21 protein-coding genes are annotated in these 26,799 nt (G+C 54.7%); 3 read left to right on the top strand and 18 right to left on the bottom strand.

Annotated features, from left to right (window positions below; all coding sequences use genetic code 11):
- The 11 genes from PAT3040_RS32220 to PAT3040_RS32170 form a co-directional block, all read right to left on the bottom strand.
- On the bottom strand, window positions 1-1,883 hold a 1,883-nt coding region (locus tag PAT3040_RS32220), incomplete at its 3' end, for an SMP-30/gluconolactonase/LRE family protein (protein WP_219930345.1).
- 308 nt (window positions 1,884-2,191) lie between these two features.
- Window positions 2,192-3,136, bottom strand: a complete 945-nt coding sequence (locus tag PAT3040_RS32215) for an NAD(P)/FAD-dependent oxidoreductase (RefSeq protein WP_373863991.1) — start codon at window positions 3,134-3,136, stop codon at window positions 2,192-2,194.
- Window positions 3,137-3,315: 179 nt separating this feature from the next.
- Window positions 3,316-3,939, bottom strand: coding sequence for a flavin reductase family protein (locus PAT3040_RS32210; protein ID WP_108995900.1), 624 nt, complete (start codon window positions 3,937-3,939; stop codon window positions 3,316-3,318).
- A gap of 132 nt (window positions 3,940-4,071) precedes the next feature.
- Complete coding sequence (locus PAT3040_RS32205) at window positions 4,072-4,692, bottom strand: alpha/beta hydrolase (protein ID WP_108995899.1); 621 nt, start codon at window positions 4,690-4,692, stop codon at window positions 4,072-4,074.
- A gap of 9 nt (window positions 4,693-4,701) precedes the next feature.
- Window positions 4,702-5,685 (bottom strand): VOC family protein, encoded by a 984-nt coding sequence (locus PAT3040_RS32200; protein WP_108995893.1) that lies wholly within the window; start codon window positions 5,683-5,685, stop codon window positions 4,702-4,704.
- An 89-nt stretch (window positions 5,686-5,774) separates the two neighbouring features.
- Window positions 5,775-6,260 (bottom strand): MarR family winged helix-turn-helix transcriptional regulator, encoded by a 486-nt coding sequence (locus tag PAT3040_RS32195; protein ID WP_108995892.1) that lies wholly within the window; start codon window positions 6,258-6,260, stop codon window positions 5,775-5,777.
- 997 nt (window positions 6,261-7,257) lie between these two features.
- Window positions 7,258-8,682 (bottom strand): MATE family efflux transporter, encoded by a 1,425-nt coding sequence (locus PAT3040_RS32190; protein ID WP_373863992.1) that lies wholly within the window; start codon window positions 8,680-8,682, stop codon window positions 7,258-7,260.
- Window positions 8,683-8,775: 93 nt separating this feature from the next.
- Window positions 8,776-9,882, bottom strand: coding sequence for a GerAB/ArcD/ProY family transporter (locus PAT3040_RS32185; RefSeq protein WP_108995890.1), 1,107 nt, complete (start codon window positions 9,880-9,882; stop codon window positions 8,776-8,778).
- Window positions 9,879-10,130, bottom strand: a complete 252-nt coding sequence (locus tag PAT3040_RS32180) for a hypothetical protein (protein ID WP_108995889.1) — start codon at window positions 10,128-10,130, stop codon at window positions 9,879-9,881. The genes PAT3040_RS32185 and PAT3040_RS32180 overlap by 4 nt, the downstream gene beginning before the upstream one ends.
- Before the next feature lie 7 nt (window positions 10,131-10,137).
- Window positions 10,138-11,337, bottom strand: a complete 1,200-nt coding sequence (locus PAT3040_RS32175) for a Ger(x)C family spore germination protein (protein ID WP_108995888.1) — start codon at window positions 11,335-11,337, stop codon at window positions 10,138-10,140.
- Between the two features lie 21 nt (window positions 11,338-11,358).
- Complete coding sequence (locus tag PAT3040_RS32170) at window positions 11,359-12,936, bottom strand: spore germination protein (protein WP_108995898.1); 1,578 nt, start codon at window positions 12,934-12,936, stop codon at window positions 11,359-11,361.
- Window positions 12,937-13,460: 524 nt separating this feature from the next.
- Between PAT3040_RS32170 and trpS the strand changes: the two genes are divergently transcribed.
- On the top strand, window positions 13,461-14,450 hold the full coding sequence (gene trpS, locus PAT3040_RS32165; protein WP_108995887.1) for a tryptophan--tRNA ligase: 990 nt from the start codon (window positions 13,461-13,463) through the stop codon (window positions 14,448-14,450).
- 77 nt (window positions 14,451-14,527) lie between these two features.
- Here the strand turns inward: trpS and PAT3040_RS32160 are convergent, their stop codons facing one another.
- From PAT3040_RS32160 to PAT3040_RS32150, 3 genes are all read right to left on the bottom strand, one after another.
- Window positions 14,528-16,423: a helix-turn-helix domain-containing protein gene (locus PAT3040_RS32160; protein ID WP_108995886.1), complete on the bottom strand. Its 1,896-nt coding sequence runs from the start codon at window positions 16,421-16,423 to the stop codon at window positions 14,528-14,530.
- Between the two features lie 24 nt (window positions 16,424-16,447).
- Window positions 16,448-17,560, bottom strand: a complete 1,113-nt coding sequence (locus tag PAT3040_RS32155; RefSeq protein WP_108995885.1) for an MBL fold metallo-hydrolase — start codon at window positions 17,558-17,560, stop codon at window positions 16,448-16,450.
- Between the two features lie 878 nt (window positions 17,561-18,438).
- Window positions 18,439-19,182, bottom strand: coding sequence for a MerR family transcriptional regulator (locus PAT3040_RS32150; RefSeq protein WP_108995884.1), 744 nt, complete (start codon window positions 19,180-19,182; stop codon window positions 18,439-18,441).
- 189 nt (window positions 19,183-19,371) lie between these two features.
- On the opposite strand from PAT3040_RS32150, the gene PAT3040_RS37745 reads away from it, so the two are divergent.
- Window positions 19,372-19,671 carry a hypothetical protein gene (locus PAT3040_RS37745; protein WP_181376970.1) on the top strand — a complete coding sequence of 100 codons (300 nt, stop codon included), beginning with the start codon at window positions 19,372-19,374 and terminating at the stop codon, window positions 19,669-19,671.
- A 475-nt stretch (window positions 19,672-20,146) separates the two neighbouring features.
- Here PAT3040_RS37745 and PAT3040_RS32140 read toward each other — a convergent pair whose 3' ends face one another.
- Window positions 20,147-21,481 carry a glycosyltransferase family 4 protein gene (locus tag PAT3040_RS32140; protein WP_108995883.1) on the bottom strand — a complete coding sequence of 445 codons (1,335 nt, stop codon included), beginning with the start codon at window positions 21,479-21,481 and terminating at the stop codon, window positions 20,147-20,149.
- Entirely contained in the window at window positions 21,432-23,363 is a 1,932-nt protein-coding gene (locus PAT3040_RS32135) for a CotS family spore coat protein (protein WP_258235269.1), read from the bottom strand. The genes PAT3040_RS32140 and PAT3040_RS32135 overlap by 50 nt, the downstream gene beginning before the upstream one ends.
- A 293-nt stretch (window positions 23,364-23,656) precedes the next feature.
- Between PAT3040_RS32135 and PAT3040_RS32130 the strand changes: the two genes are divergently transcribed.
- Complete coding sequence (locus PAT3040_RS32130; protein WP_108995882.1) at window positions 23,657-24,745, top strand: Gfo/Idh/MocA family protein; 1,089 nt, start codon at window positions 23,657-23,659, stop codon at window positions 24,743-24,745.
- 107 nt (window positions 24,746-24,852) lie between these two features.
- On the opposite strand, the gene PAT3040_RS32125 is transcribed toward PAT3040_RS32130, so the two are convergent.
- Window positions 24,853-26,223, bottom strand: a complete 1,371-nt coding sequence (locus tag PAT3040_RS32125) for an SH3 domain-containing protein (protein ID WP_108995881.1) — start codon at window positions 26,221-26,223, stop codon at window positions 24,853-24,855.
- Window positions 26,210-26,782, bottom strand: coding sequence for an RNA polymerase sigma factor (locus PAT3040_RS32120; protein WP_246608382.1), 573 nt, complete (start codon window positions 26,780-26,782; stop codon window positions 26,210-26,212). The genes PAT3040_RS32125 and PAT3040_RS32120 overlap by 14 nt, the downstream gene beginning before the upstream one ends.
- Between the last annotated feature and the right edge of the window lie 17 nt (window positions 26,783-26,799).

Raw genomic sequence — 26,799 nt, 5'->3', positions numbered from 1 at the left:
TCCGTCAGTTCTTCGTCGGTGTACCAACCTCCGAACGCGTATCCCGTTCTTATCGGAGCTTCTGGTGCTTCCACAGTATCACCGTGTTTCACCGTCGCTGCCTCCACCGCACTGCCGCCGTTGCTTTCGAAGCTCACCTCATGCGTCGATGGCGTGAACTTCTGCACCCGATGGTTGCCCGTCTCGGTCACGTAGACGTTGCCGGCACGGTCCACCGCGATGGCGGCAAGTCCATCGAACTCGCCTTCGCCCTTCCCAGAAGCCCCCCAGCTCGCTATCAATTCGCCGTCGGGATTAAATTTTTGAATACGGCTGTTACCTTCGTCCGTCACGAACAGATTGCCTTCGCTATCCACCGCCATGCCGGAAATATATCCGAAAGCTCCGCCCTCCGGCTCGCCCCAGCTTTCCTGCAGATGCTCCCCGTCCGTTTTGAAGGTTTGGATGTTGGTCGAATCGCCCGTATAGACAATCCCTCTTGCGCTATCCACCGCGATGGTAGTTGGGCGGAAGTAGAAGCTGCCTGGGCTCATCACGCCCTCCATCTCCAGCACCTTGTCACCAGATGCATCGAACTTGACGATCTTATAGCCGCTTGTGTTAGCTACATAAATAAAGCCGTCGGCATCCACCGCGACCTCGCCCGGGTTCGATAGATACGAAGTCTCGTTCAAATGCGTAACCCCATTGCTCGCTGGATCAAATCGCAGCAGCGCGCTGTCGCTTGTCATATACAGGCGTCCCGCTTCGTCGACCGCCAGGCCGTATGGCGAGAAGTAGGAATCTTCTCCGTCTCTTGCTGCAATAAAAGCAAATTCACGGTCGAACAGTTGAATGCGCTCGTTGCCCTGATCGGCGATATAGATATGTCCTTCACCATCGACGGCTATACCTTCCGGAATGAAGAACTGCCCTTCAGCGGAGCCATACGACCCCCATACGGCTTGCGACTCGAGCGTATCCGCATCCAGCTTCTGTACACGCCGGTTGGAAGTATCGGCCACATACACCGAACCGTTCGCGGCAACGGCAATCCCTTGCGGCGAATCGAATTCCCCGGCACCCATACCATAGGAACCACGAGTGGCCAACACTTCGAACGATGCATTCATGGCGATGATCGCATTCTCATCGTAATCGGTGGCGTAGATATGGCCCGTTTCGTCTACCGCTAAACCATGCAAGCTGCCGAACTGCTCCCCTCCCTCCAGCATGTCGAGATAAGCCCCATATCCGTTCATTTTTATAATGCGGTTATCCCGGTCCATGACGAACACATTGCCTTCGCCATCCAAGGCGACATCGACTATGCTGTCGAATCGACGCTCCACCTCGCTCGAGTCGTAGAAGCTCGTCCATACTTCTACATGATCGGTCATCGTATCCAGTATCCGGATACCGCCAAGATTATAGTCGGCTACATAGACATTTTCGCCGTCCGCATCAACGGCCATCCCCGAGACGTCCATATCGGCAATATGCCAAGTGTCCTCGACGGTCATGGCAGTCATATCGATCTTATGTACTTGCTCCTTGCTGCCAACGTATACGAATCCTTCGCCGTCCACCGTAATGGCACGCGGGGCAATCGAGCTGTCGCCCTGCCACTCGGCCATCACTTCTCCATTCGGACTCAGCTTGACGATTCTGTGGCCGAACTGCTCCGCTGCATAGACATTGCCTGCGTTATCTGTTGCCACATCCATAACCTGATCCAAATAATACGCCCCGCCCGGAAACATGCCGTCGAATACATACGACTCCTCCAGCCCCGGCTCCGGTTCTGCCGCCGCCTCACCCGGCACCCCCGAGACCATGCTGCCCGCAAGCAGCACGACGAGCGCCCATTTCCCCGCTTTGCTCCATCCTCTTCCCAGCCTCAAATCTGCGCACAACCTTTCCCGGTTTCCTAATACCCTTTTCTACATACTAGCACCTTGAAATCCGGGAAAATATTAACCAAAGTTAACTTTCAAACAAAAACAAGGTGAAATGGCTGTCGACATCCTTGGAGAAATGTAGAGAAAGTATAACGAAATGACTATAAAGTAGTGTTTCCTTTCCTATAATTCTAGAAAAAAAGGTTATCCCGCCTGCGTTCATCACTAAGATGATGAACGAACGCTGAGGATAACCTTTTTTTGCGAATGTCTAAAGATCTTCATTCGCTGATAATGGTGATGGGTATACATTAGCCCCCGAAATCTTCTCTTACGAGATCCGAGTTGATGCCGATCGCCGCGCGACTGCCTTCTCCAGCTGCGATAGATGTCTGGGCCGGCGCGATTACCGAGGTATCGCCCGCCGCATATACCCCGGGGATGCTTGTGCGGCCCAAGTTGTCCGTCTCTATGCCCCCTTGCCCGTTTATACGACAGCCCAGCATTTCGCCGAAAGGCGCAGCCTGCCGCCAATAAGGCGAGATGAAGCCTCCCGAGCGCTTCGCTTCCGTCCCGTCGTGGAACCGGACTGCTCGCAGTTTGCCGTTGTCTCCGACCAGCTCGGCGATTTTTTTCTCCGTCACAACTACTCCTCTGCCGCTTAGCGCCTGCGCCTCCAGCCTGCCAAGCGATCTCGAGGAACCGTTCGTGCAGACAAGCAGATCACGGCTCCATTGATACGCCAGACGAGCCAGCGAGAATGCGTTCGATCCTTCTGCGATGACGACGAGCGGCCCATCCCGGAGCTCCCATCCGTCGCAATAGGGGCAATTGAAGAGACTGCTGCCGTAAAACTCCGTCACTCCCGTAATTTTCGGCAATGTCTCCTTCAGTCCAGTCGCGAGCAGCAGTTTCCTGGCCCGGTAGGTTGCTCCGCCTCGGTCGCGCAGGAGGAAGCCTGAACCATCCAGCGGAGCCACCGCCTCGATCCGGCGGTCAACCGGCCAGACGGAGGGATAACGGGCGAGGTCCCGCCGGGCGAGCACCCTCAGCTCTTGCGGCGTCGCGCCATCCCGTGTCATGAAACCATGCGTATGTCTTGTCACCGCGTTACGCGGCGAATGGTCGTCGAACAACAAGACGCTCCGTCTGGCTCTGCCGAGCATCAACGCAGCGTTCAGTCCTGCCGGTCCTCCCCCGATAATGGCGCATTCCGCTTCCACTCCGCCACCGCCTTCCCTCTTCCCATCCGTCATCTGCTATACAGCAATCTCTTATGTATATCGCGAGAAGGCTGCCGACATGCATGCATACGATGGGAAGGAAGCCGCAATGGTTGCTGTCGGCCCCGCTGGAAACGCGAGGCTGCCATCTAGCTGATCATATGGATCACGATCCTGTCCAATCCCGGCAAACATTAAACATTCGCAGGGTTTCAAGTGGGGCGTACCAGCGTAAATCTCTCGCCTAGCTTTGCATAGTCATTCCCTGCCAATCGGCTTACGGGCTTTAACGCTTCCGGATCGATACGCCCGTTATTGTACAGCTTCTCGTCAATATGGAACCTGACGACGCGGCCGATGAGCAGGTCGGTCGACGGTACGCCGGCATCTCCGATAAGCGTACCGCCAAGGGGGATGGCTTGCTCCAGCACGCATTCCAGACGGATCGCCGCCTCGGCTACGCCGGGCACGGTGATGATCTCGCTGGCAACTGGAGTCAATCCCGCCAGCTCGACCTCGCTCACATCCGGAGGCGCGGGGGCCGCCGTCACGTTTAACGCTTCCACATAACGCTCATCCGCGATATGCGTCACGAATTGCCGCTTCGCTATGGCATTGCGGGCAGTGTCCTTCTGTATGCCGCTTTTACGCTGCACCGATACCGCAATCATCGGAGGATCGGCCGCGACAATATTAAAGAAGCTGAAAGGCGCCGCATTTAACACTCCCTCCTCCGACAACGTTGTGACTAACGCGATCGGCCTCGGGATAATGCCGCCTATAAGAAGCTTATAATTGTCCTGGGTGCTCTGTCCCTCCGGATCGATCGAAATCATCGTCATATCGTTAATCTCCCTTCATTAAGCGCGATGCGCAAAAGGACGACCGTCTCCCGGTCGTGCCGGGATGAGCCGTCCTTTTTATCGTAACCGATTATAGGAATGCCGAATATCCCCTGCCTGGATGCCTCATTCGATCGCAAAAGTTTGTTTAAACCACGCAGCAGCGGCATGCGCCTCTGCGCTCGTCAATTGGTGCCCGAACCGATCCCATCGCACTTCCACAACCGCCCCCGCTTCGCGAAGCAAAGCATCCAGCTCCTTCGTCTCGGTAGGCGGGCAGAGGGGGTCATTTTCTCCTGCCGCTATGAAAACAGGCACGCCCGATAAATCCGGCAGCTTTATGCCGCGAAGAGGAACCATGGGATGAAGAAGGATAGCGCCCTTGAGCGAATCCTTGTAATGGAACAACAGGCTTCCCGCAATGTTGGCTCCATTAGAGTAGCCTGCCGCCACGATATTGCTCCGATCAAATCCGTACTCCGTCGCCGCTTCCGCCAGGAACTCATGAAGCTCCCCAGTCCGGTATACCAGATCCTCGATGTCGAACACGCCCTCGGCGAGTCTGCGGAAGAATCGCGGCATGCCGTTCTCCAGCACGTTCCCTCTTACGCTGAGAACGGAGGAGCCAGGCGAGATCAGCTCCGCCAGTCCCAGCAGGTCGCGCTCTGTGCCTCCCGTCCCGTGAAGCATTAGCAGTACAGGCGCTTCCTCATTTTTGCCCTTGATATAGAGATGCTTCATCTTCATCGTCATTGTTCAGATTCCCTCCAATTCGCGTACCTCGAACGGTGTCAGCAGCTTCTCGATCTCCGCGCGGTTCTGTTCGTACCATTCGGGCAGCATCAGCTTCTCGCCAAGATGCTCCGCGTCTTCGTCTCGAGCGAAGCCCGGGGGATCCGTCGCGATCTCGAACAAAATTCCGCCTTCTTCCCTGAAGTACAGCGCGTTAAAATATTGCCGATCCACAATCGGAGTAGGCTGATAGCCGTTCGCGGCTACGTGGCTTCTCCAGAGCGCGTGCTCCGCGTCGTCTTTCGCTCTCCATGCGATATGATGCACCGTGCCGTGACCTCCATGGCCTGGAGCCATCGCGGTAGCGTTAACGTCAATGATGTTGCCGATGTCGCCGAAAGAACGATAACGAACGTAACCGACATCCTCGCCAACTTTCGTTAATCCCATAACATCCTGAAGCAGCTTGCCTGTCGACTCTGGCGCTCCGCTAAACAGAACCGCGCCTCCGAAACCTTTGATCGCTTTGTCCGTTGTCACGCCTCCGAACGACCATCTGCTATTGGCTCCTTCTGCCCGGGCGACGATCTCGCCGCGCAGCCCGTCTGTGTCAGCGAAGCCCAGGTACGTCTCGCCGAAACGCTGCGTCTCTTCTACTTTGACACCTAACCTCGTCAAACGCTCACGCCAAAATGCCAGTGCACCTTCGGGAACAACATACGTCGTGATGCCGACTTGACCCGCTCCGATCCGGCCCCTGCGGGATTCCTCCCAAGGGAAAAACGTGATGATGGTGCCGGGACTGCCGCTTTGATCGCCGAAGTACAGATGATAGACTTCCGGAGCGTCGAAGTTGATCGTTTTTTTTACCAGACGCAGTCCCAGTATCCCGGCATAAAAATCGGAAGTGGCCTGCGGATCTCGTACGAATGCCGTAATGTGATGGATGCCTGCCGTTTGTGCACGATCCTCGAAGCTCGTTTGCCCTTGCGCGTTTTGGATTGTCATTGGATATCTCTCCTCTTTTTGCATAATATTTGTGAATCTTAAAATTAAGATATATGTTCGATAGAAGCAGTCCTTCCTGCCTAGTGTGGCTACTTGTAGGACTGCTGGGCGTACTTTCCTAATTTTTTGAGCAGAGTGCTGGCCTGCGCCTTCTCTTCGTCGGTCAGACCGCCAGTCGCTTCTTCGATGCATATAGTATGCGCCGGGAACACTTCTTCTATAAATTTGCTGCCTTCATCCGTAATTTCGCCGTAGATCAGCCGCCGGTCTTCCTTGGATGCGCGTCTGCGGCACAGTCCCTTTTTCTCCAGCTTATCGATGACGTATGTGATGTTGCCGCTGCTCATCAGCACCTTACCGCCAATCTGCTGCAGGGGCTGAGGCCCGCGATGATACAACATCTCCAATACGCCGAATTCCGTTCTGTTGAGACCGTGGCTGCGAATATCCCGATCAATGTGGGCATTTACCCACTGACTGGCCCGCGAAAGCGCAATGTAGAGGTCCAGAGAGACATTGGATTTAGCAGCGTTGCCTTGAGTCGATTGATGGGTTGAATGGTTGTCACTGCTCATATTCATCTACTCCTTTCCTTCAATTTGCATTATCTTAAATTAAAGATATCAGAAGACGCGGTTATTGTCAACTACCGATTAAAAGATAATTTCGTTTGTGAGAAACGCTCCGCTAACCCTAATATGGCTTGCCGGCGTAAGACATACATCGTGTACACCGACTTAAGACCACCCTGGCAGAAACCCCGGGGGAGTCGGTCTGGACGACTTAATGGCCATCAACCAAGCCCATCTGAAAGTTTAAGTCGGTCTCGGCGACTTAAAAGCCACCAACCGAGCGCATTCGAAAGTTTAAGTCGGTCTCGACGACTTAAAAGCCGCCAACCAAGCACATCTGAAAGTTTAAGTCGGTCTCGGCGATTTAACGGCCGCCAACCAAGCCCATCTGAAAATTTAAGTCGGTCTCGACGATTTAAAGGCCGCCAACCGAGCGCATCTGCAAGTTTAAGTCGGTCTCGACGTCTTAAAGGCCGCCAACCGAGCGCATCTGCAAGTTTAAGTCGGTCTCGACGACTTAAAGACCACCAACCAAGCGCATCTGCAAGTTTAAGTCGGTCTCGTCGACTTAAACCGGCGGTAGTCCGTTCTCATCGACATACTCGCCACCCTCGCATCTCCAGAAAAGTAAAATCCCCGCCACCGCACCTCATATGGCACAGTCGCGGGGGAATGCACATTCTCTTCTTACGATTCAAAAAGCAGATGGGCCGTAGGGGTTGTCCAGCCAACCCGTACGCAGACCTAATCCTGCAACGGCTCCCCAGGTTACGCCTGCAACGGCCCCCTTGGCTTACGCCTGCAACAGCTCCTCAGGCTACGCCTACACCGGCTCCCCTAGCTGACCGCCTGCAACCAACGGCCCCCCTGGCTTACGCTTGCAACAGCTCCTCAGGCTACGCCTACACCGGTTTCCCTAGCTTACGCCTGCAATGGCTCCCCAGGCTACGCCTACACCAGCTCCCCTAGCTTACCGCCTGCAACCAACGGCCCCCCTGGCTTACGTCTGCACCGCGGCGGCATGTCCATCCGCGGGCGGCGTGTCCGGTCTGACCAGCGCGTGTTTCTCCCACTTGCGGCTGCGCCAGCGGAAGTAGAAGATTACCGCGCGGACCCACTCGTCTGCGGCGATCGCCAGCCAAACGCCCGGCAGCCCCATATCCAGTTGGAACACCAACAGATAGCCCAGGGGCAAGCTCATGCCAATCATCGAGAAAACACCGACATAGAGCGGATACTTCGCATCGCCGGAAGCCCGCAGCGAGTTTACGATGACGATATTAATCGTGCGCCCTGTCTCCAGAATAAAGCTATAGAGCAGCACCTGCGCCCCCAGTCTGAGCACATCGGGATCATCCGTAAAGAAGCCGACGAGCTGCTCGCGGAACACCATCACAATCACGACGACGATCAGCGTCCCGATGCTGGCGGAGCGAACGCTCATCCAGACGCGGCGGTACGCAGCGTCCGGGCGCCCTTCGCCGACAAGACGGCCGACCATGATGGACGTGCCGATGCCGATCGCGAATGCGAACAGATAGATCAACATCGAAATATTGGATGCGTATTGCTTCGCCGCCAGCGACGCCTCGCCCAGATACGTCGTGTAAGCGAGGAAGACGATCTGGCAGCTATGGTACATTACCTGTTCCAGTGCGGAAGGGATGCCGATTTTTAAAATTTTGCCTACAAATTCCTTGGACAGATTTAAATAATAGCGGAACTGGATACGCACTTCCATAATGCGATACAGCAGCCAAAAGAAGACGACGACCGCGATAAGGCGGCTGCCAATCGTCGAGATCGCCGCGCCCTCCACGCCCAGGGCCGGCATGCCCCAGTTACCGAAGATCAGCGCATAGTTGCCAATAATATGGATAACGTTCATGCCCAGCGCGACAAGCATCGCTTCCTTTGTAAATCCGTGCACGCGAATGATCGCTGCCAGCGAGTTGATAATCGCTTGCAGAAAAATCGCTCCGCCGACAATTTGCAAATAACTTTGGGCGTAGTCGTACACTTCGCCTTGCAGATTCAATGAACTCAGCAAGTAACCGTTAAATGCTACGAATCCGATACTCAGCACCACGCCGACGATCAGATTGAGCGTAACGGCGAGCGCCGATATTTTGGCCGCTTCAAAAAATTTCTTCGAACCGATATACTGAGCCACGACGATGGACGCCCCGTTGCCGATGACCTCCAGCAGCAAAATGGCGATGTGCAGATAATGGTTGGACGCGCCTACGCCGGACACCGCGTTGTCCGAAATCTCGCTCAGCATAAACGTATCCGCGATCCCCATCATCATAAACAACGCCACTTCAAGGAAAATCGGCCACGTCAAATAAAACAACTTAAGATCCTTGGCCTTCTCTCCTCCGCCAAGAACCTGTTGTCCAGCAGGTTCACTCAAACTCTTCACCTTCATCCTATGTCTATTCTCTATTTGCGTCTGACGTATCGTAACATAGAATGGGGGCTTCCGCATACGGGGATTTGCTGATTAACGAAACTTTCACGTTCCTTGCTTCGGCGAGAGGCTGCCGCCACGGATAAAGCCCACGGCCAGCAGTAAAAGCGAGGTTCCTACACCCAGGGTCAAATCCATGTACGGCCAATAATCATTCATCTGCTGGAAGTGATTGATATTCGGAGAGATCAGCACGGACATAGCCACAAGAAGGACACCTGACGGCAGTACCATCGACCGGTATTGTTGAAGACGGAACAAATGGGCGAGTGTCATATGGAACACATAGAAGTACAAAGAGGTCTTGATGAAGCTCGTCAGCAGCCACATAAAAGCCAGGATAACCTCGATTCGCTGAAGGAATTGGCCCACGTCGATCTTCTTCGCCAGCGCATAGCTGGGATACATGTTTCTTGCGGCCAGGTCCTGACCCAAAATGGAGATGGACAGAAAAATAATGAGCGCTATGACAACTCCTCCGAACAGTGCTCCCTTCAAGAAGCTGCCCCGAATAGCTCCCGAATTCTTGACATGGGGAATAACCATCAGCAGCACGCTAAGCTCGGCAAACGGGTAGGCCGTCGTCGAGACAGCGCCTTGCATGACCGGACCAAGCCCATTCTCCATAACCGGAAGCAGATTGCTCGTCTCTATACTTGGCACCAGGAATAGAACGAATACAATCAGGAACAGAATCAACACGGGAAAAAAAAATTCGCTCGTCCTTGCGATGCACTCCAACCCAAGGTAAACCGCCAAAAGGACGACGGCCGCATAGAAAATGTGGATGGCATGAATCGGCGTCTCCGGCATCATCTGCGTCGTCATGAAGTCGCCGATCTCCCGCACATGAGCAGCCGACGATAAGAATATATAGCCGAGAAAGGCACATGCTACGGCGCCCCCCAGCCATCTCCCAAGCACGGTCTCCGCATAGTCCACAAACGTCCGTCCGGCATTGCGTTTCCCAACCGTGCTGTACAACAGGACGACACCGATTCCGAAGACGATGCCCAGCAGTGCGGAAATCCAGGCATCTCGCCCCGCCGCTTGCGCCGGGACAGCGGGAAGGATCAGAATTGTGTCGCCGATAGTAATATAGATCGCAAGGAGCGCGAATTGTCTGCCATTAATCAGCACGAGGTTCTTCATCCCTCATTCACTCTCCTCAGGCCAAACGTCGTTTCTGCCAGATTTTCGATCGGACGAAATATCGCGGCAAGCCAGTCCATGGGATTAGGCAGCCCCGCGTCCAGATCAATTCCCACTGAAATCCCCGTGCCGAGCGCAAGCAAGAAGCCGAACAGCCCTAACTCCTTCCACTGCCTGCTCCGCCACATGCGCGGTACTTCCAGAACGCATATACAAGCGGCTATCGCCGCTATTCCCACTATCGCCATCTTCTTCCTACTCCTTCATCTCGTCGAGGAATGACTCCCCTACCGTTCCGATTCTTCTGATTTTCATATCAACTTTGAATGAAACCGTCAGCTCTTTGAAAATTTGGTCCCATTCATTCTGGACGCGGCTCCAGTACGTTGGGCTCGCACGATGAATTTCTTCGCCGAAGCCGAACACGTCGGTTCCCAGCTTCTTCGCTTTGGCGACAGCTTGCTCCGCGTTCAGTCGCATCGTCTCCTCCGCCCGCTTCTCAATCTCCTCCAGCGAGTTCCTTCCCGTAATATGCATATGGCATTCGACATCCGCGACATTCGCCTCCGAGCGCATAGTGACGACGATCTCGGGCTTGCCGTTTTTCACGCTGCCTTCCATTTTCGACTTCGATCGGATAACCTCGACGGCAAGCTTGCCCCCCTCGGGGCATGGTATCTCCACCATGGTACTATTTAGACGATTCGTAATATCACTGAAGCCCTTGCTCTCCGATTCATTCAGCCATCCGATCAGCTTGTCGGAACGAAACACGGCAATGCCTTGGTATTGCAGTCTCGTCGGCGTATCCGGCGTTCGCAGATTTTGGAGCTCGCGCCCGACAATAGGATCACCTTTAATCGTGATGCCAGTCAAAGCGGGCTGTATGCCCTTGGCGACGATCTCCGTGATGAGATCATCCAGTTGCACCGACACGGTTGGCGCCCAGGCACGTTCCGATACTTGAAGCGAGGAATGCATCTTGGAGGCCGGAATTCTCTCCATAGGCGTGAGAATACGCAAAACGTCGAACGCCTTATGCCCTTTGGCCACAACGATATAGAAGTCCGTCCGCCCTTCCTGATCGCGAGACAGCAGGTCGAGCGACTTCCCCATTCCTTCCCGGGCAAGCGCCTCTCCAATCACGAAGAGACGCAAATGGGCAAAATACAGCTTTCGCGGCGTTACCGTCGTCATTCTGCGGATCGCCTCCGCCATTGTGTCGCCTGTTGCGTCATATGTGGTCACCGGGGAAAAACTGCCTCCGGACGATCTGGCCGCAACTTCAGACGGATCGACGACTTGCACCGACACATGGTAGCCGCGTTCCGCCTTGTCTACGCCGAGCGCCGTGACAATGGCAAGGTCGTTTAGCTCGCGGCGGTTCCAGCACCCCGTCGCCATCGCAAGCGCGAGGATGAGCAGAAGCGTGCCTGGCGTCCTGACTCTTCGCATAGTGATTGCTCCTTCTCCTGGCTATTTGTCCGGCTTCGGCTTCGCCGCTTTCGCCGGCTGCTGCCGCTTGCCGCCGGAGCCTGTAAGCAGACTTGGCCTTCTGGTCATCATCCAGTGCGGCAACCGGAAGATCGCATCCTTCTGCTCTCCAAGGTTCATGGGGGCGAAAGGGGTCAAATACGGAACCCCGAACGTACGAAGACTGGTAAGATGCAGTACGATCGCGAAGCTTCCCAGAATGATGCCAAACAATCCGAACGACGCCGCAAGTCCCATCAGCGGAAATCTCAGCATTCGGATGGCATTGGCCATACTGTACGCAGGGAACACGAAGCTAGAGATCGCCGTCGTAGATACGACGATGACCATCGCCGCGGATATGATGCCTGCTTCTACGGCGGCTTGGCCGATGACGAGCGTGCCGACGATGGATACGGCAGGACCGATCGTCCTCGGCATTCGGAGCCCCGCTTCCCGCAAAATTTCGAATGCCGCCTCCATCATGATTGCTTCGATGAATGCGGGGAATGGAATGCCCTCCCGCTGAGCGGCGAGACTTATTAGCAGCTGCGTAGGCAGCATCTCCTGATGGAAAGTTGTAATGGCCACGTAAAGCGATGGAAAGTACAGCGCGATTAAGATGCCTACGTACCGCAGAAGCCGAATCAATGTGCTTATGTCGGCGCGGTGATAATAATCTTCCGCCGCGTGCAGAAAAGAGACGAACACGGCAGGGACGATCAGCACAAACGGCGTTCCGTCCACCAATATCGCGATTTTCCCTTCCAACAGCTCCGCTGCGATTACATCCGGGCGTTCGGAATTATATACCGTCGGGAACGGCGTGTACGTCTCGTCCTGAATCAGCTCCTCGATATAGCCGCTCTCCAGGATGCCGTCGATATCGATGTTGTCCAGACGCTTTCGTACTTCCTCGACGATTTTGTCACTCGCAATTCCTTGCATGTACATTATGGATACGTCCGTCTGGGTTTCTCGCCCGATCCGGCTCGTCTCCAGTCTTAGCCGCGGACTTTTGATTCTGCGTCTAATCAGTGCTGTATTCGTCCTGATCGTCTCCGAGAAAGCTTCTCTCGGTCCCCTAATGACCGATTCCGTGCTCGTCTCCGATACGCCTCTGTCCTTCCATCCCTTGGTTCCCGCCGCAATGGCGTGGTCGAGGCCGTCCATCAGAACAATCGTATTTCCCGACAACAGGGCGTGGAACAGCGACTTGAACACGTGCAAGAACTCCAGCTCTCCCACGGCCAGGATATGCCGCTCGAGCTCGGATACTACCTCTTGGGCGCCCCTTCCGGTCCGTTCGTGCTCCTGGTCAGCGTCGTCCGACATCGCTCTATCCAGAATAAATCCAGCTATAAGCTGCTCGTTCGCCAATCCTTCGGTAAACACGATGGCCGCTGCTACACCTCCGCTCAGCCGGATCGGCCGAATGACGATATCGTCGCTGCCTCCGAGAACTTCCCGAATCGTGTCCAGATTGTCCTCGAGCGAAGCCGACAACGGCCTTGGCGTTTCCTCCGCATCGTTCCCGTCCAAGCCAGCCTGGCGTGCCGATGAACGCTTCCAGCTTCTCATCCTGCTCATTGGTTCCATCCCCGATTGTTTGGCATTGTTTCCTATAATATGGTCATTTCTCACCATTTTTAGACAAAATTTTTACGCAAAAAAAAACGCGAAGCCCTGCTTGACTAGACGCCGAATTGCCGTTATGCTTATGAACAATATATCGTAACAGCCATGAGTGGAAGTAGTACCTTGGTGCGGATGCTCGCAGCGAGCCGGCGGTTGGTGAAAGGTCCGGCGCAGACGTCTAAGAGAATGGATCCGCTCGCTTCGGCCCGAACCTCGTTCCCGAGCAGTAGGCCCCGACGGCAGCTCCCCCCGTTATCCCAGGGAGACATGAACGAAAGCACGCAAGCGGCCCCGCGCTGTTTTGCTCCGTTCGTGGAAGAGTGCGGCCCTACTGGCCGAATTCGGGTGGTATCGCGGAGTTCACGCTTCGTCCCTGTTACAGGGGGCGGAGCGTTTTTTTGCGTTTACTGGAGCGGCAGCCATTACACGAGCACACGACCCCTATTCCAAAGAAATGAGGTTATCCCATGTCCAACAAACGATTCCTGTCCGGCATCAAACCCAGCGGCGATCTCAACATCGGCGGCTACATCGGCGCCTTGCGCCAATTCGTTATGATGCAAGAGGAGGGTGAGTGCTACTTCTTCGTGCCCGACCTTCATGCCGTCACCATTCCACAAGATCCCAAGGAGTTGCGCGAGCGCTCGCGCCAGATCGCGGCATTGTACATCGCTGCGGGGATCGATCCCCGCAGCAGCGCCATCTTTATGCAGTCGCATGTATCCGCCCATGCGGAGCTCGGCTGGTTGATGGAGACGCAGGCTCACTTCGGCGAGCTTAGCCGCATGACGCAATTCAAGGATAAGTCGGACGGCAAAGATATCGTCAGCTCCGCTCTTTTCACTTACCCGGCGCTTATGGCCGCCGACATCCTGCTGTACCAGGCGACGCATGTGCCGGTCGGAGACGACCAGAAGCAGCATCTGGAACTGACGCGCGACCTCGCAACCCGCTTTAACAATCGGTTCGGAGAGACGTTTACCGTGCCGGAGCCGATCATTAGAGAAGTTGGCGCTCGGGTCATGGGCCTTGACGATCCTTCCAGCAAGATGAGCAAAAGCAACCCGAACCAAAGCAGCTACATTCTCCTGCTCGACGAGCCGGGCGTCATTCGCAAGAAGTTCTCCCGCGCCGTCACCGACTCCGACATGAACGTGCGCTACGACTGGGATGCGAAGCCGGCCGTCAGCAACCTCATCGAGATCTATTCCGTCTTCGCGGATATCGGGATCGCAGAGGTCGAGCGCAAATTCGAAGGGCAAGGCTATGGCGCATTCAAAAAGGATCTCGCCGAAGTCGTCATCGCCAAGCTCGAGCCGATCCAGCAGAGATATGCCGAGCTCGTCCATTCCGAAGAGCTCGACCGCATCCTGAAGGACGGCGCGAACCGCGCCGCGGAAGTCGCGAATCGCACGCTGAATGCTGCCAAAGAGGCCATGGGCTTCTTGACGTTCTAGGTTCATAAAGAAAGGGGATGCCCCAAGTCATCGCGACTTTCGGAGCATCCCCTTTTAAATTCATAGTTCAATGTCCATTACTGACTGCCTTCGACCAGCAAATCGACGATGATATCCAGCTGCTGCTCGACCGAGATCGGATCGCTGAACAGAAACTTGTCAAAATCGATCGGGTAAATATGACCGGCTTTGCCTGCAGGCGTATTCCGGATAAACTTATCCACCCTCTTCATGTCTTCCTCCGCTCCGTCATTTACGGCAAGCAATAACCGATCACCTACGAATTCGGGGATCACTTCCATCGATATATCCCATGTCTCTCCGTTAATAACGTCATTCTTTACTTTTTCGGTCGGCTTCAAGCCCAGATACTTGTAGATAATGTTGCCCCCCATATTGGTATCGCCGTAAATAAAGATCGATCCGGGGCGCACATTCAGTATCGAGAACGTTTCATTCGCCCCAATAACCGGGCTGATCTTTTCTTTGTATTGCACGATTTTTGCCGCAAACGCCTCATTCCATCGCTTCGCTTCTTCCTGCTTGCCAAGAATATCGCCGAACATCTCGACATCCTTGATCGGATCGTTGTACTGCTCCACAACAATCGTCGGCGCAATCTGGCTCAGTGCTTCGTATCCGCCTTCCACGACCTCCGCGAACGGCTCCGTTGTCACAATAAGATCGGGCTCCAGCAGCAGAATCTTCTCCAGATCGGGAGGATTCCCGATATTCGTAATATCCGAAGTATCGCCAATCAGCGGATTATCCAGAATGTGTGGCGTTGCGCCAACCGGCCTTACCCCTACCGCCATCAGTTCGCCCAAATGGAAGAGACTGACTACACGCTGAGGTTTCACCGGAATTTCCGTTTCGCCTTTCAAATGCTTGTAAGTACGTGTTTCTGCAGTCTCACTGGCTGCAGTTGCCCCTGCCGAAGCTGACGGCGAGGACGGCGCCCCCGAATTGTTGTTTGCCTGGCATGCGCTCAGCAGCAAGGTTGTGCATAGCAGCATCATCGCTCCGAACGTTGGTCTTGAAAATCTAAACATTGATGTTTCCCCTTCCCCCATCCATTGATAACAAATCTCATTCTCATTATGGGAATAGGGCTCAGAGGATACAATAGACGATTTTAACAGCCGCAATGGATTATTCTGAACTGCCTGCCGACGCTCCTCCCGGTATTGCAGCGGGGAGCAGCCCGTATGTTTCTTGAACAGACGGCTGAAATAATAGACATCCGCATAGCCGACGCTGCCCGCGACCTCCTGGATACGAGCCTCCGAATGCACCAGGAACTGCTTCGCTTTGCGAATGCGCGCATGAATCAGGTATTCGATTGGACCGACGCCGATCTGGCTCTTGAACAAGCGGGACAAGTAGCTTGCGCTGCAGCCGTAAATGCCGGCCAACTCCTCGGCTGTTATCGGCTTCCTGTAATGTTCGTGAATATAATAAATCGCCTCGGTTACCAGGTTCGGTCTGCCGTTCTCCTTTGCCGACATGCAGAGCTGCCGCATAATCTCGTACACCAACGGAAGGAAGGCGGACTGCGCCTGAAGCTTCCCCAGCGAGGTTGTTTGCTGCCACAGGCGATGCATGGCCAGACACTTTTCCTGCAGAACCAGAGACGCGCCGGGATGGAACGCATAGGGCATGCGGAAGCTCTCCTCCTCCTCCGGCGAGTCGCAATCCGCCCTGTAAAGAATTACATAACAGGCATAATCGCTTCCTAGCGGCGCCATGCCCAGCTCCGATTCCTTCCCTCCATGCAGAATGTGAGGCGAACGGGCTTGATAGACCGTTCCCGACAGACTCACCCTCGCCTCCCCATGGGTCGTAATGATAAAAAAGCTGGATGGCGTTACATAACGATCAGGGAGCGTTCCCTTCTCCGCGCTATACTCCCGAATATCCAGCAGCCTAACGGCGGCTCGGCTCCACCGTTCGATGTGGACTTCCCAATCCATACGTTTCCCCCTCTCGCTATTGGCTTAAGCCTCCCACCATTTCCGGTTCGGATAGCCCCCCTCCGTTCGCAGAGGAATGCTCTCTCCGATCATCGGGGTCGTGATCGTCACGCCTCTACGCTCCGCTTCCTTCGTCACGCGAATGGCAGGATCATCCCAACTGTGCATCGCGAGCGTAAAGCCTCCCCAGTGAATCGGCAGCAGCAGCCCGCCCCGCACGTCGAGATGCGCCTGCACCGTCTGCTCCGGCAGCATGTGGATCGCCGCCCACTTCTCGTCGTATTGCCCGCATTCCATCAACGTCAGATCGAATGGACCCAGCCGCTCCCCAATCTCCTGGAAGTGCGGACCATACCCGCTGTCCCCGCAGAAAAATATATTCCCTTCTCGGCCCCGCAACGCCCAAGAGCACCATAAGGTGCTGTCCCGAGTCGTCGTTCCCCTGCCGGAGAAATGTCTCGCGGGCGCGCAAGCCAGCTTTAGGCTGCCGACCTCGCGTTCCTCCCACCAGTCCATCTCGGTTATCCGATTACGGGATACTCCCCAACGCTGCAAGTGCGCTCCTACGCCCAGCGGCACAAAGAAGTGTCCGACCTTCGCTTCCAGCCGTTTGATAGAGGGATAGTCCAGATGATCGTAATGATCATGCGAAATAAATACGTAATCGATTCTCGGAAGAGCCTCCAGCTGCATAGGCAGCTTGCCTCCATAACGCTTGCCTCCGACAATGGGAAACGGCGATGGCGCCTTGCCGAACATCGGATCGAACAGGATCGTCAGCCCATCCATCTGCAGCAGCGCCGCGGAGTGGCCGAACCAGATAACCCTTGGTTGCCGGCTCAGCCTGAGATCTTCTTCGCCGAGCGCAACATACGGAAGCGCCTCACGAGGATTTCGATCGGGATTGCCCCGAATGAATTCCCAGGCGGCAGGCAGCATTTCTTTAAAGCTCATCAGCACCTTCGATTCGAGGGGATAACGAAACTTCCCGTTGTCATAATGCGGAAGACTCGCATATCTCCCGAGTTCCTCGCGGGAGGGCCGGCTCCCGAAGACGGGGACGACGATTTGTACAAGCGGAACGGCGACAACGATAACCAGCACAATCAGGATAATAATCGCAAGCGTTAACCACATCTCGGTTTCTTCCTCCATCCTGACTTCGATTCTCGCGTTTCGTGCGGTCGAAGCCACTCCACCTATCATTTACTACCATCGTAGACCGATCGCAGGGCAAAAGTAAAGAGCCCCCCGGCGTCCATCAAGGACGGCTGCGGAAGGAGCTTTTTAGCAGACATGGTTTTGGTGGTGTTGGTTACAACCATCCGAGACAAAACTAGACAAACCAAGATCAACCGAGACAAACCAAGACAAACCAAGACAAACCAAGACCGACCAAGATAAGCTTCTTCCTATACAAGGTGATCATCATCATTCTTGGATAACTAGTTACCTCTCCCTGTACAGGGCAGGTGATCATCATCTCCCTTGGATAACAAGATACATCTTCCTGTACAGGGCAGGGTGATCATCATTCTTCTTGGATAACTAGATACATCTTCCTGTACAGGGCAGGGGGCGTCGTCCTTCTTTGATAAGAGGAAAATCTCCCTCTAATTGCCCTCTCCTCGTCATCCCCTGAGTCTTAGAGGGATTTCCTCCCTCTAATTTAGGCCGAATCCATACATCTCGGCAAAACCTATTCAATTAGAGGGCGGTTTTCCCTTTAAGATAGGCAAACAGCCCGATTCGTTCAGATTAGATGGAGCTTTTCCCTTTATTTATAGATTAGGCATACCATTGGTCTCCACTCCCATAAGGTCGTGCAACAATACAATGTTACTGTCAGAAGAAAGTCCAAGGTGAACTGGCTTCGCTGCCCTCGGGAAAGACCGCGGGTTTCATCTCGAAAAGGATAGGTCAAGCATGAGAAAACTTATGATATCCTTTCATTCGAGAAGAGACGGCCGGGCTTCAAGAGCCTCGGCTGCCTCTATTCTTCCGTTCGCCGCATTTTAGCCAAGTCGGCTGTCTGAGTAATATGCCATCGCGTCCCGCATGAACAGGGCGAGACCTTCTCCGAACTGGTCGATATTACGCGTGAATCGTGCGTCATCAACATATATCTGCCCGAGACCTTTGAACGCCTCCAGCGAATACGAGCCCATTTGGTTCAGCAGCGTGAACCATTGGCCGATCGCCTCTTGCGACGCCTCCGATGACGGATCGTCATGGCGGACGGCCGCCAGCTTCCTGTACAATTCGTTCATCTCGTCTTGGAAAGCCTGCATTTTGCCATCTTGCTTCAGCTTCTCCATCTTCGCGTTCGATTCGTCGACGGCCTTGTCGCCCCAGCGCTCTCTTGCCTCTTGTTCGTATGGGTTGCTGCCGAAATCGAAGCCTTTGAATTTTTCTTCGTTTGTCATGGTTACCTCTCCCTTCGCGTGTCTGATCGTCTGCTCCACCGTTCGGAGCAATTGCTCCAGCTGGCTTCGCTTCTCGTTCAGCCTCTCCCGATGCCGCTCCAGCGCTTCCAGCCGGTCGAACGATTTGCTTGTGACGATTTCCTTGATTTTTTTCAAAGTAAACCCAAGCTCCCGAAAAAATAAAATTTGTTGTAGAAGCTCAAGATTTCGCTCCGAATAGTCGCGATACCCCGCCTCCGTGGTCCCGTCGGGAACTAACAATCCGATCTCATCGTAATGATGCAGCGTGCGCACGCTGATCCCGGTCAGATCCGCAACCTCTTTTACCTTCATGGCGCTTCGGCCTCCTTTCAACCCTTACTCTAAAGTATCACGTAACGTGAGAGTCAATACGTTTTTTAATGCTTTCTTATATTTCGAGAAAATCGACGAATAACCTGTCTCATTAACCCAATCCAACAGCCTTCGCCTCTTATACAATATACGGAGTGCCAATAATGTACCGGACGGAGGAGTGATAAGTTGTCCAGCTTAAAGAAACAAAGCAAAGAAGTGCTCCAGGAGAACACGGTGATCAGCATGAGTCTCGTTTACGAGGACGGCAGCAAGAAAGTAATGAATCTGGAGGGACAGGAGCTGTCCAGCAAAGCCGCCAAACGGCTGCTCGAATCGATCAAGTGGGACTCGGTCGCAGAAGTCACGTTCGAGGTCGATGAGGATGAGCGCGACGGCGAAGAAGGCGCCGATGATGAGGACGACGATGTAGATTACGATTTGGATGATTATTTGGATGACGAAGAGGATGAAGAAGAGGACGATTAAGAGGAGGATTTAAGAGGTGGTTTAAGAAAAGGTTTAAGAGGAGGACTTATTCTACACCTATGTCCTCTAGTCCTCAAAAGTTTGCCCGTTCCGTTAGCGGAACGGGCTTTCGGCGTTGCTTCCCAAGAGAGCGGAGTACTCAACGATAAACGATGATCGGAATACAGCATGCAGAGCAGCCCCAGCTGGCGCAATAGCCCGAAAAGGACGGGCTACAGGGGCCAATAAAGGAACTCCGAGCGAAGCAATAGTACGAAAAGGTCGGGCTATTGAGCCCTGAGCAGCCTAACGAGTGCCGTCCTTGGGCAGAGAGCCTTGCTGTCCGGGAAAAGCAAAAAAAGACTGTTCCTCTCCCTGCGGAGAGGATGCAGTCCTTTTTTTGACGGGCTTGATTACGAGCCTATAACTATCCTTTAGCCTCGCCGTGCCCAAGTTGATTACCTCTTATCGACAAAACATCTACCTTTAGGAGTGACTATAGAGACTCGTCACTCGTAGGATCTACCCCGTCCATATCGTCGGCCTCTCCCGAATCGGGAGCTCCTTGCTCTCCCACTTCGGGAGCTCCTTGCTCTCCCGCTTCGGGAGCTCCTTGCTGTCCCGCTTCGAGAGCTTCTTGCTCGCCCGCTGAATCGGATCCCTCGGTAACGAGCTCAACGGGCGCCTGTCTAGGCGTATTCCATACCTCCAAAATGTTGCCCGCAACGTGACTCCAGGTAAAGTTATCCTCCGTCAGCTTGCGGCCGTTAAGCCCCATCTGCCGGGATTCTCCCAAGTTGGACAGCATCGCGTTAATTTTTGTTGCGTATTCCGCCGGGTCCTCCGGATTCTGGACGATCACGCCGTTATTGCCGCGGATGATCTCCGGATTGCCGCCGCGCGCAGTCGTAATAAGCGGCAGCCCTGCCGCCATCGCTTCGTAGTGAACCCTCGCAAGCGGCTCTTCCCAGATCGACGTGCAGACGAACATATCCGCCGCGCAGAACCACTTATGCACGTCGCTCGCTTGCACGTATCCCGTCGTCATAACGGGGAGCGGCGACGTCTCCGCCATTGCTCGAAGATAAGCGATATAATCGCTGATGCGATCATCGCTGTACCAGGCCGCTCCCACGATGACAAGCACGGCATCAGAATGTTTGACCTGGGACATCGCGCGTACGAGTACATGCGGTCCTTTGTTGCGCGACAAACGACCGACGAATAGAATAACTTTTTTGTTGCCAAGTCCGTGCTGGGCTCGAATATCCTCCCTGTCCCGAAGCGCCGCCCTCGACTGCTTCCATGGGGCGAATCTGCCCAGATCCACGCCGGAATAGATCGTGCGGATCTTGGACTCCGCTTGCGGATAGTCCTTGCAGATGGCGGCACCGATGTAGTTGCTGATCGTAATGATCGTATCGACCCGCTCCACGACGGCGTCGCCTTCCTCCTTGGCCAGCTTGTGCGGGTTAAACATGTCGTTATGCATGCTGAGCACGATTCGGGCATTCGGCATGATCTTCGAGATAGGCATGACGAGACGAGGCCGGTTAAAAATATGAACGAGATCGTAGGAAGTCCCGGCAGCCGCTAAATACGGGATCATATTGCTCATATAGGTTTCCAATGCCCCGTTTGATTCGAAGCGCAAATAACGTACGCCGTCCACCCGCTCGTCGCTTGCCAGCTCGGGATCGTCCCTGCCAATGATCGTAATGTTGTGTTGCGCCTTCAGCAGTCCGACTGCACCGCCGATATACGTCTGAATGGCTCCGCCTCTAATATTCGGTACCGGCAGCTTCTCCGTGCAAATCATCAAAATGTTCAAGCCCAGTCCTCCTTGCCGACTTACTGTCACGGTACGCCGTGAGATACAGCTTCACGCCGACCTTCTTCTTTCCTTTGTTCCAAGCTGACCTCGTACGGCCTCCGCCCGCCGCCTTCTTTAATCCTTCCTTGAGAGCCGCTCCCGGCTTCGAAGTCGAAGTAGAACGCTTAAGCGGCTTGCTCCCAGCGGCGGTACTCCTGGACTTCTGCCCGCTGCCCGCGCTCGGCTTGCCGGACTTCGGCTTTACTGCGGCAGGCTCCGTTCTGTATTTGTAGCGTTTCATGCGTTCTCGTTCTGGAGCCACGGCTTTTACCGGCTGGCGCAACGGCGATACGGCCTTTTCCGGCTTGCGTACTGCCAGCCCCTCTTGCGAAGCCAGTTGCTCGGACCGCTGAAGCTTGCGGAGCTCTTTCTTGGACAGCTTCTTTAACTCTTTTTTGGAGGACTTCTTTTCCTCTTTCTTGGATAGCTTCTTTAACTCTTTTTTGGACAGCTTCTTTAACTGTTTTTTGGAAAGCTTCTTTTCTTCTTTTTTGGCAAGTTTCTTTTCCTCTTTTTTGGACAGCTTGCGCGGTGTTTCTCCGCCCGGAATGATCTTCGCCTTCCCGTCCGGATTGAGGACAATACGAATGGCATCGCTCTTCTCCTTGTCCTTGCGCTTGCGTTTGGATCCAGGTATCTCCACGATCGGCGCCGCGCCTTCCTTGGCATAATCCTTGTAGCGATACGGTCCGCTCGGCGCAGCCGTCACGTCCGGATAATCTCCGGCCGCATACTTCGTTTTGTCTTTCTCCAGCTCGCGCAGCACATCCCACTTGTTCGTCTCTGTAGCGACGACGCGGTCGAGAATCGCGTTCAACTCCGTGTTCATGAACTCGACGGGCGTAAACACAACCTCTTTGACGTGCTTATAGAATTCATTCGGGAACGCCATGTCGATCCAGAGCAGCTCGAATGTTTCTTGATCCAGCGGGTTCGCGGAGTGATACGCGTCGATGACTCCCCTGATCCACTCTAGATCCCAAGCGCCCATATCGTCCATGGTGCTGGTGATGATTTTGCGGAGATCCCGGATAGGGAGGTCGAAGGCGACCCCGTCAAGATCGATGACCCAGATGCCGCCAGGACCCATCTGTCCGTTGGACCAGCCGTAATCCTGGTGGGCCAGCCCCCAGTGAGCCTCGCCTTTCGCGACCATTCTTTTGTAAGCCGATTCCTGGAACCGCTTGAGGATGTCGCGCGCCTGCCCCTCAAACGTATCCAGCACGGACAATAGATGTCCGCTCGCTTCCGTATTGGGATAAGCATTGGCAATATGGCGGAACCAGCCAATTTTCGTCATGATCTTCTGGTACTGGCTCTCCCACTTGAAAATACGGGACGATTTGCCCGCCTTGGCAGGCGGCTCGTAACCCTTTGACCATTGATGAAACTCCCCGAGACCGTGGCACAATGTCCGCGCTCCCTCCAGATCGATCTTCATGACGGGCGTCAACGTATCGATCCAGTCCGTTACGATCCACAGCTTCCCTCCGGCTTCAACGGAATTGCGACCATCCTTGGTGAGAATAATCCCTGGCACTCTGGCGCCCTTGCTGACTACGTACTCCTGCGCGCCGACGCTGAACAGACTTCGCTGCGGCGTCCGATGCAGCACCTTCAGACTCCTTGGTCCGCGGTTTGTCTCGATCCGCCAGATGGCGCCGCCTTTGTCCGGCTTGGACGTTATCAGCGTCATTCCGCTGACGCTCATATCGTAAGATTTCATGACCTCATACGCGAGCTTCTCCACTTCGGGCGGCACGTATTGTTCCAGGTTAAGGGAACGCATCGATTCGTCCGAAGACAGATCATCCCAGGGCACAATTTGATATTGTTCCAACTGGCTACCTCCACTCTAGTCAAGCTAAATAAGCGATGTCCTCTTATCTATATGCGCTACTGCGGTCTATCGATTGGACATGAGTGGAGATGGAAGCGCCCTATTGCCTAAGTCTGGCCTATCGTTCGTATAAGCAGAAGCAGAGCTCTATCAAATTTCGAGAGTGAACCGCGATGCCGATGTCGCAAATTTGCAGTAGGAGAGTGACGCAATCATCGACTACTTCGCCGCTCACTGTAATGTTACGATGAGGGTAATGTCACGATTATCGAATAGGGAGATGAATGTAGCACATGAGCAGAATCATTCGCATCGGCATCATCGGAAGCGGCGGCATCGCCGGAGGACATCTGCGGGCTTATCAAAACATGGAGAACGTCGAAATCGTAGGAGCTGCGGATATCGTGCCGGGGAGGGCTCGGCAATTCCTTGATGCCGCAGGCCTGACGGAAGCACAGGCATTTCAAGATCATCGCCGACTGCTGGAGCTGGAGCTGGACGGCGTCAGCATCTGCACGCCGAACGTCTCCCACTACCAGACGACGCTCGACGCGCTCCGGGCAGGCAAGCATGTGCTGCTGGAGAAGCCGATGTCCGTCACGCTGGACGAGGCGATCGAGATGACGCAAGCATCGCAGGATACCGGAAACATGCTGACGATCGGCTTTCAGCCGCGTTACGACCCCAACATGAAGCTGATTCGTCAAGTTATTCAGGAGGGCAAGCTGGGCAAGGTGTATTACGTGGAGGTTGGCGGCGGACGCCGAAGAGGGATGCCCGGAGGCACCTTTATCCGAAAGGAGCTTGCCGGGGCGGGCGCAATGGCGGATATCGGCTGTTACTCGCTCGACTTCGCGCTGCAGGCGCTTGGTTCTCCCAAGCCGCTGACGGTGTCGGCGGTGACTTCGAACTATTTTGGCACCAATCCCGCGTACCATCCCGAAGCAAGCCGCTTCGACGTCGAGGATTTCGGCGCCGCCTTCATTCGCCTGGAGGGAGGCATTACGCTCCAATTCAAAATCTCCTGGGCCATGCACATGGACACGCTCGGCGCATCCATGTTCCTCGGCACGGATGCGGGGCTTAAAGTAACGCCTGCCGGTCAAGGACCATGGTCGGGCGTATGGGACGGACAGGTCGGCAGCATGACGCTGTATCACGATCTGCTGGGCCAGCATACGCAGACTCCGCTTCCGCGCATCGAACATAACTTGAACGTGTTCGAGGAAAAGGTGAAGGACTTCGTCCGCGCCCTGAGCGACGGAAGCGCCGCTCCGATCCCGGCATCGGAGATTCTGTACAACCAAGCCATTATCGACGGCATCCTGCGCTCCTCGGCGGCAGGCAAGGAAGTCGATATCGAGCTGCCGAACTTGGGCTAACAGGGAGGAACGGCCATTCTCCTATTATATTGCAGAGAGAATGGCCGTCAACTTACCCATCGTTTTTTGGATTATTCGCGAGCGAAGCACCTATCTTGCTTCGCCTTCTACTGCATCGGCAGCCAAGCGACTTTCCAGATGCCTGCTTTGTTGCGCAGTAGTTGGAAGCCCCGCACCTCCTCCTCAGTTCCACCGAACGTTGGCCTTATCGTAATCGTCGCTTGACCTGATTCGACCTCCTCGCCCAACCGATAACCCATCATGAGCCTATCCCACAACCGCCACGTCCGCTGCGCAAGGCCTGGATCATGCGAAATATCGTTCATATAGGTTTCAAAGTCGGGAACCCCATGCCCCTGATCTTGAATCAACAAGGCGTAAACGGTTTTCTCATCCCTGTTCAACTGAGCCTGCACGTAATAACGAAAAATCTCGATCGGGGGCAAACCTCTCAGCAGATTCTCATCGCGACTTGCCGCGTACCGCTCGTAACCCTTCATTTCCTCGGAGGTCATTAGCCAATTCTCGGTCATCACGGACAACAGCAGCCTTCGCCTCTCGTTCTCCGCAATGAAAGGATTAGGCACAAAATCCCTCGCTTCGACAAAGCCCGTAATCCCATCCTCGGATCTTATCCGATAACGCCCGTTTGCCATCTTCTCTTCGACAAACACACTGTTAAACCATGGCACCTCGATCTCTCTGCCGTTTCCATTCTTGATCACAGCTCCTTGCCTCAGAACGCCTTCCATTGCCATTGCCGGATCCCAATCCATTAATTCGGTCTTCCGCAGCCATAACTCGCCCCCGTAAGGCTGATCGTAGGTTACGATATCGACGCCCACCCAGTCTTGGAACTCCTTTACGACTTTGACGACCTTGCCAGCGGCGACCTCAGGACCGGACGGCTCAATCTCCTCCGGATTTGTGCTCATCGTCACCGCGCTCCCGGCAAACATCAAATAAGGTTCGACGGCATCGACCGGCGCCTCATCCTTCTCCTTCGTCAAATACCACGCATTCATCCATCCCGCATTGCCATCCTGGTTCACCTTGGCGTATCCGCCCGAAATATCCAGCACCTTTAGCGGAACGCCTGTCTTTACCGTGAAAACGGCCGCTTCCTTTGTATGAGGATTCGGCACCGTATACAAACCCGTCTCCCCTTTCGCGTAAAAATCGCCGACCATGGGTTTCGGACCTTCCGTCGGCTGGGGAGTGGCTTGCGGCGTTACCGTCGGCATGGTCATAGAAGGCTTCGTTCCGAACCAACCGACAGGCTGCAAGACGAGAACGAGCGCCAGGACAGAAGCAACCGCCAGCCCGGACGCGGCATACATCCAAATACCGCTCCGGCCTCTCCGTCCGCCGTCCCGCGCCTTACGGCCAATCTCCTTCATGCGTTCCTCCGTAAACGTGCGTTCGCGGAACGGCCCCGCCTTCATCCGTCCATACCAATCCGGCCTATGCTCGCTCATGGACGCCGCCTCCTTCCCACATCTCCGCGGCTTTGCGCCGCGCTCTCGACAACCTTGATTTCACCGTGCCGACCGGCAATCCCGTCAGCTCGGCCATCTCCTTGAGGCTCATCTCGTATTTGGCATCCAGTACGAGGAGCTCGCGGTATTTGGCCGGAAGCGCCATGACGGTCTCCCATATTTCGTCTGCCAGCTGGTTGCCCATCGCCACGGTCTCAGCGGAAGGCTCTCTCCCCGGCCGTTCTGGCTGCCCAACGGGAATGACGCGCCTTAGAAACGCGGATCGCCGATAATTAAACGCGCAGTTCCGCGTAATCGCGAACAGCCACGTCTGCATGGACGATTCGCCCCGGTATCGATTCGGGCTTCGGAACACCTTCAGAAACGTCTCCTGCGCAATATCGTCCGCCCAATCCTTTCTTTTGGTCAGGAAATACGCATAATTCCATACTTCCTGGCCGTGTTGCCTCATCAGCTCGTTCAGATCCTCAGGCGAAAATCGTTCGACGAACCTCCAGTAATCCTGCTCCATTCCGACCACCTCTACCCAATTAGACACATGAACCGGCTCTTAGG

This window comes from Paenibacillus agaridevorans (genome assembly GCF_003112455.1).
GTDB classification, from domain to species: Bacteria; Bacillota; Bacilli; order Paenibacillales; family Paenibacillaceae; genus Pristimantibacillus; species Pristimantibacillus agaridevorans.
The sequence above is the reverse complement of the archived record's forward strand: the minus strand, read 5'-3'. Positions and strand labels throughout refer to the sequence as shown.

Coding starts and splice junctions, on each gene's coding strand:
- PAT3040_RS32160 (WP_108995886.1), bottom strand. CDS start 16,423: ATGGATTGGGAAGTCCACATCGAACGGTGGAGCCGAGCCGCCGTTAGG.
- PAT3040_RS32210 (WP_108995900.1), bottom strand. CDS start 3,939: ATGATTTCGATCGATCCGGAGGGACAGAGCACCCAGGACAATTATAAG.
- PAT3040_RS32130 (WP_108995882.1), top strand. CDS start 23,657: ATGAGCAGAATCATTCGCATCGGCATCATCGGAAGCGGCGGCATCGCC.
- trpS (WP_108995887.1), top strand. CDS start 13,461: ATGTCCAACAAACGATTCCTGTCCGGCATCAAACCCAGCGGCGATCTC.
- PAT3040_RS32205 (WP_108995899.1), bottom strand. CDS start 4,692: ATGAAGATGAAGCATCTCTATATCAAGGGCAAAAATGAGGAAGCGCCT.
- PAT3040_RS32150 (WP_108995884.1), bottom strand. CDS start 19,182: ATGAAGGTAAAAGAGGTTGCGGATCTGACCGGGATCAGCGTGCGCACG.
- PAT3040_RS32215 (WP_373863991.1), bottom strand. CDS start 3,136: ATGACGGATGGGAAGAGGGAAGGCGGTGGCGGAGTGGAAGCGGAATGC.
- PAT3040_RS32195 (WP_108995892.1), bottom strand. CDS start 6,260: ATGAGCAGTGACAACCATTCAACCCATCAATCGACTCAAGGCAACGCT.
- PAT3040_RS32125 (WP_108995881.1), bottom strand. CDS start 26,223: ATGAGCGAGCATAGGCCGGATTGGTATGGACGGATGAAGGCGGGGCCG.
- PAT3040_RS32155 (WP_108995885.1), bottom strand. CDS start 17,560: ATGTGGTTAACGCTTGCGATTATTATCCTGATTGTGCTGGTTATCGTT.
- PAT3040_RS32185 (WP_108995890.1), bottom strand. CDS start 9,882: ATGAAGAACCTCGTGCTGATTAATGGCAGACAATTCGCGCTCCTTGCG.
- PAT3040_RS32180 (WP_108995889.1), bottom strand. CDS start 10,130: ATGGCGATAGTGGGAATAGCGGCGATAGCCGCTTGTATATGCGTTCTG.
- PAT3040_RS32170 (WP_108995898.1), bottom strand. CDS start 12,936: ATGAGAAGCTGGAAGCGTTCATCGGCACGCCAGGCTGGCTTGGACGGG.
- PAT3040_RS32200 (WP_108995893.1), bottom strand. CDS start 5,685: ATGACAATCCAAAACGCGCAAGGGCAAACGAGCTTCGAGGATCGTGCA.
- PAT3040_RS32175 (WP_108995888.1), bottom strand. CDS start 11,337: ATGCGAAGAGTCAGGACGCCAGGCACGCTTCTGCTCATCCTCGCGCTT.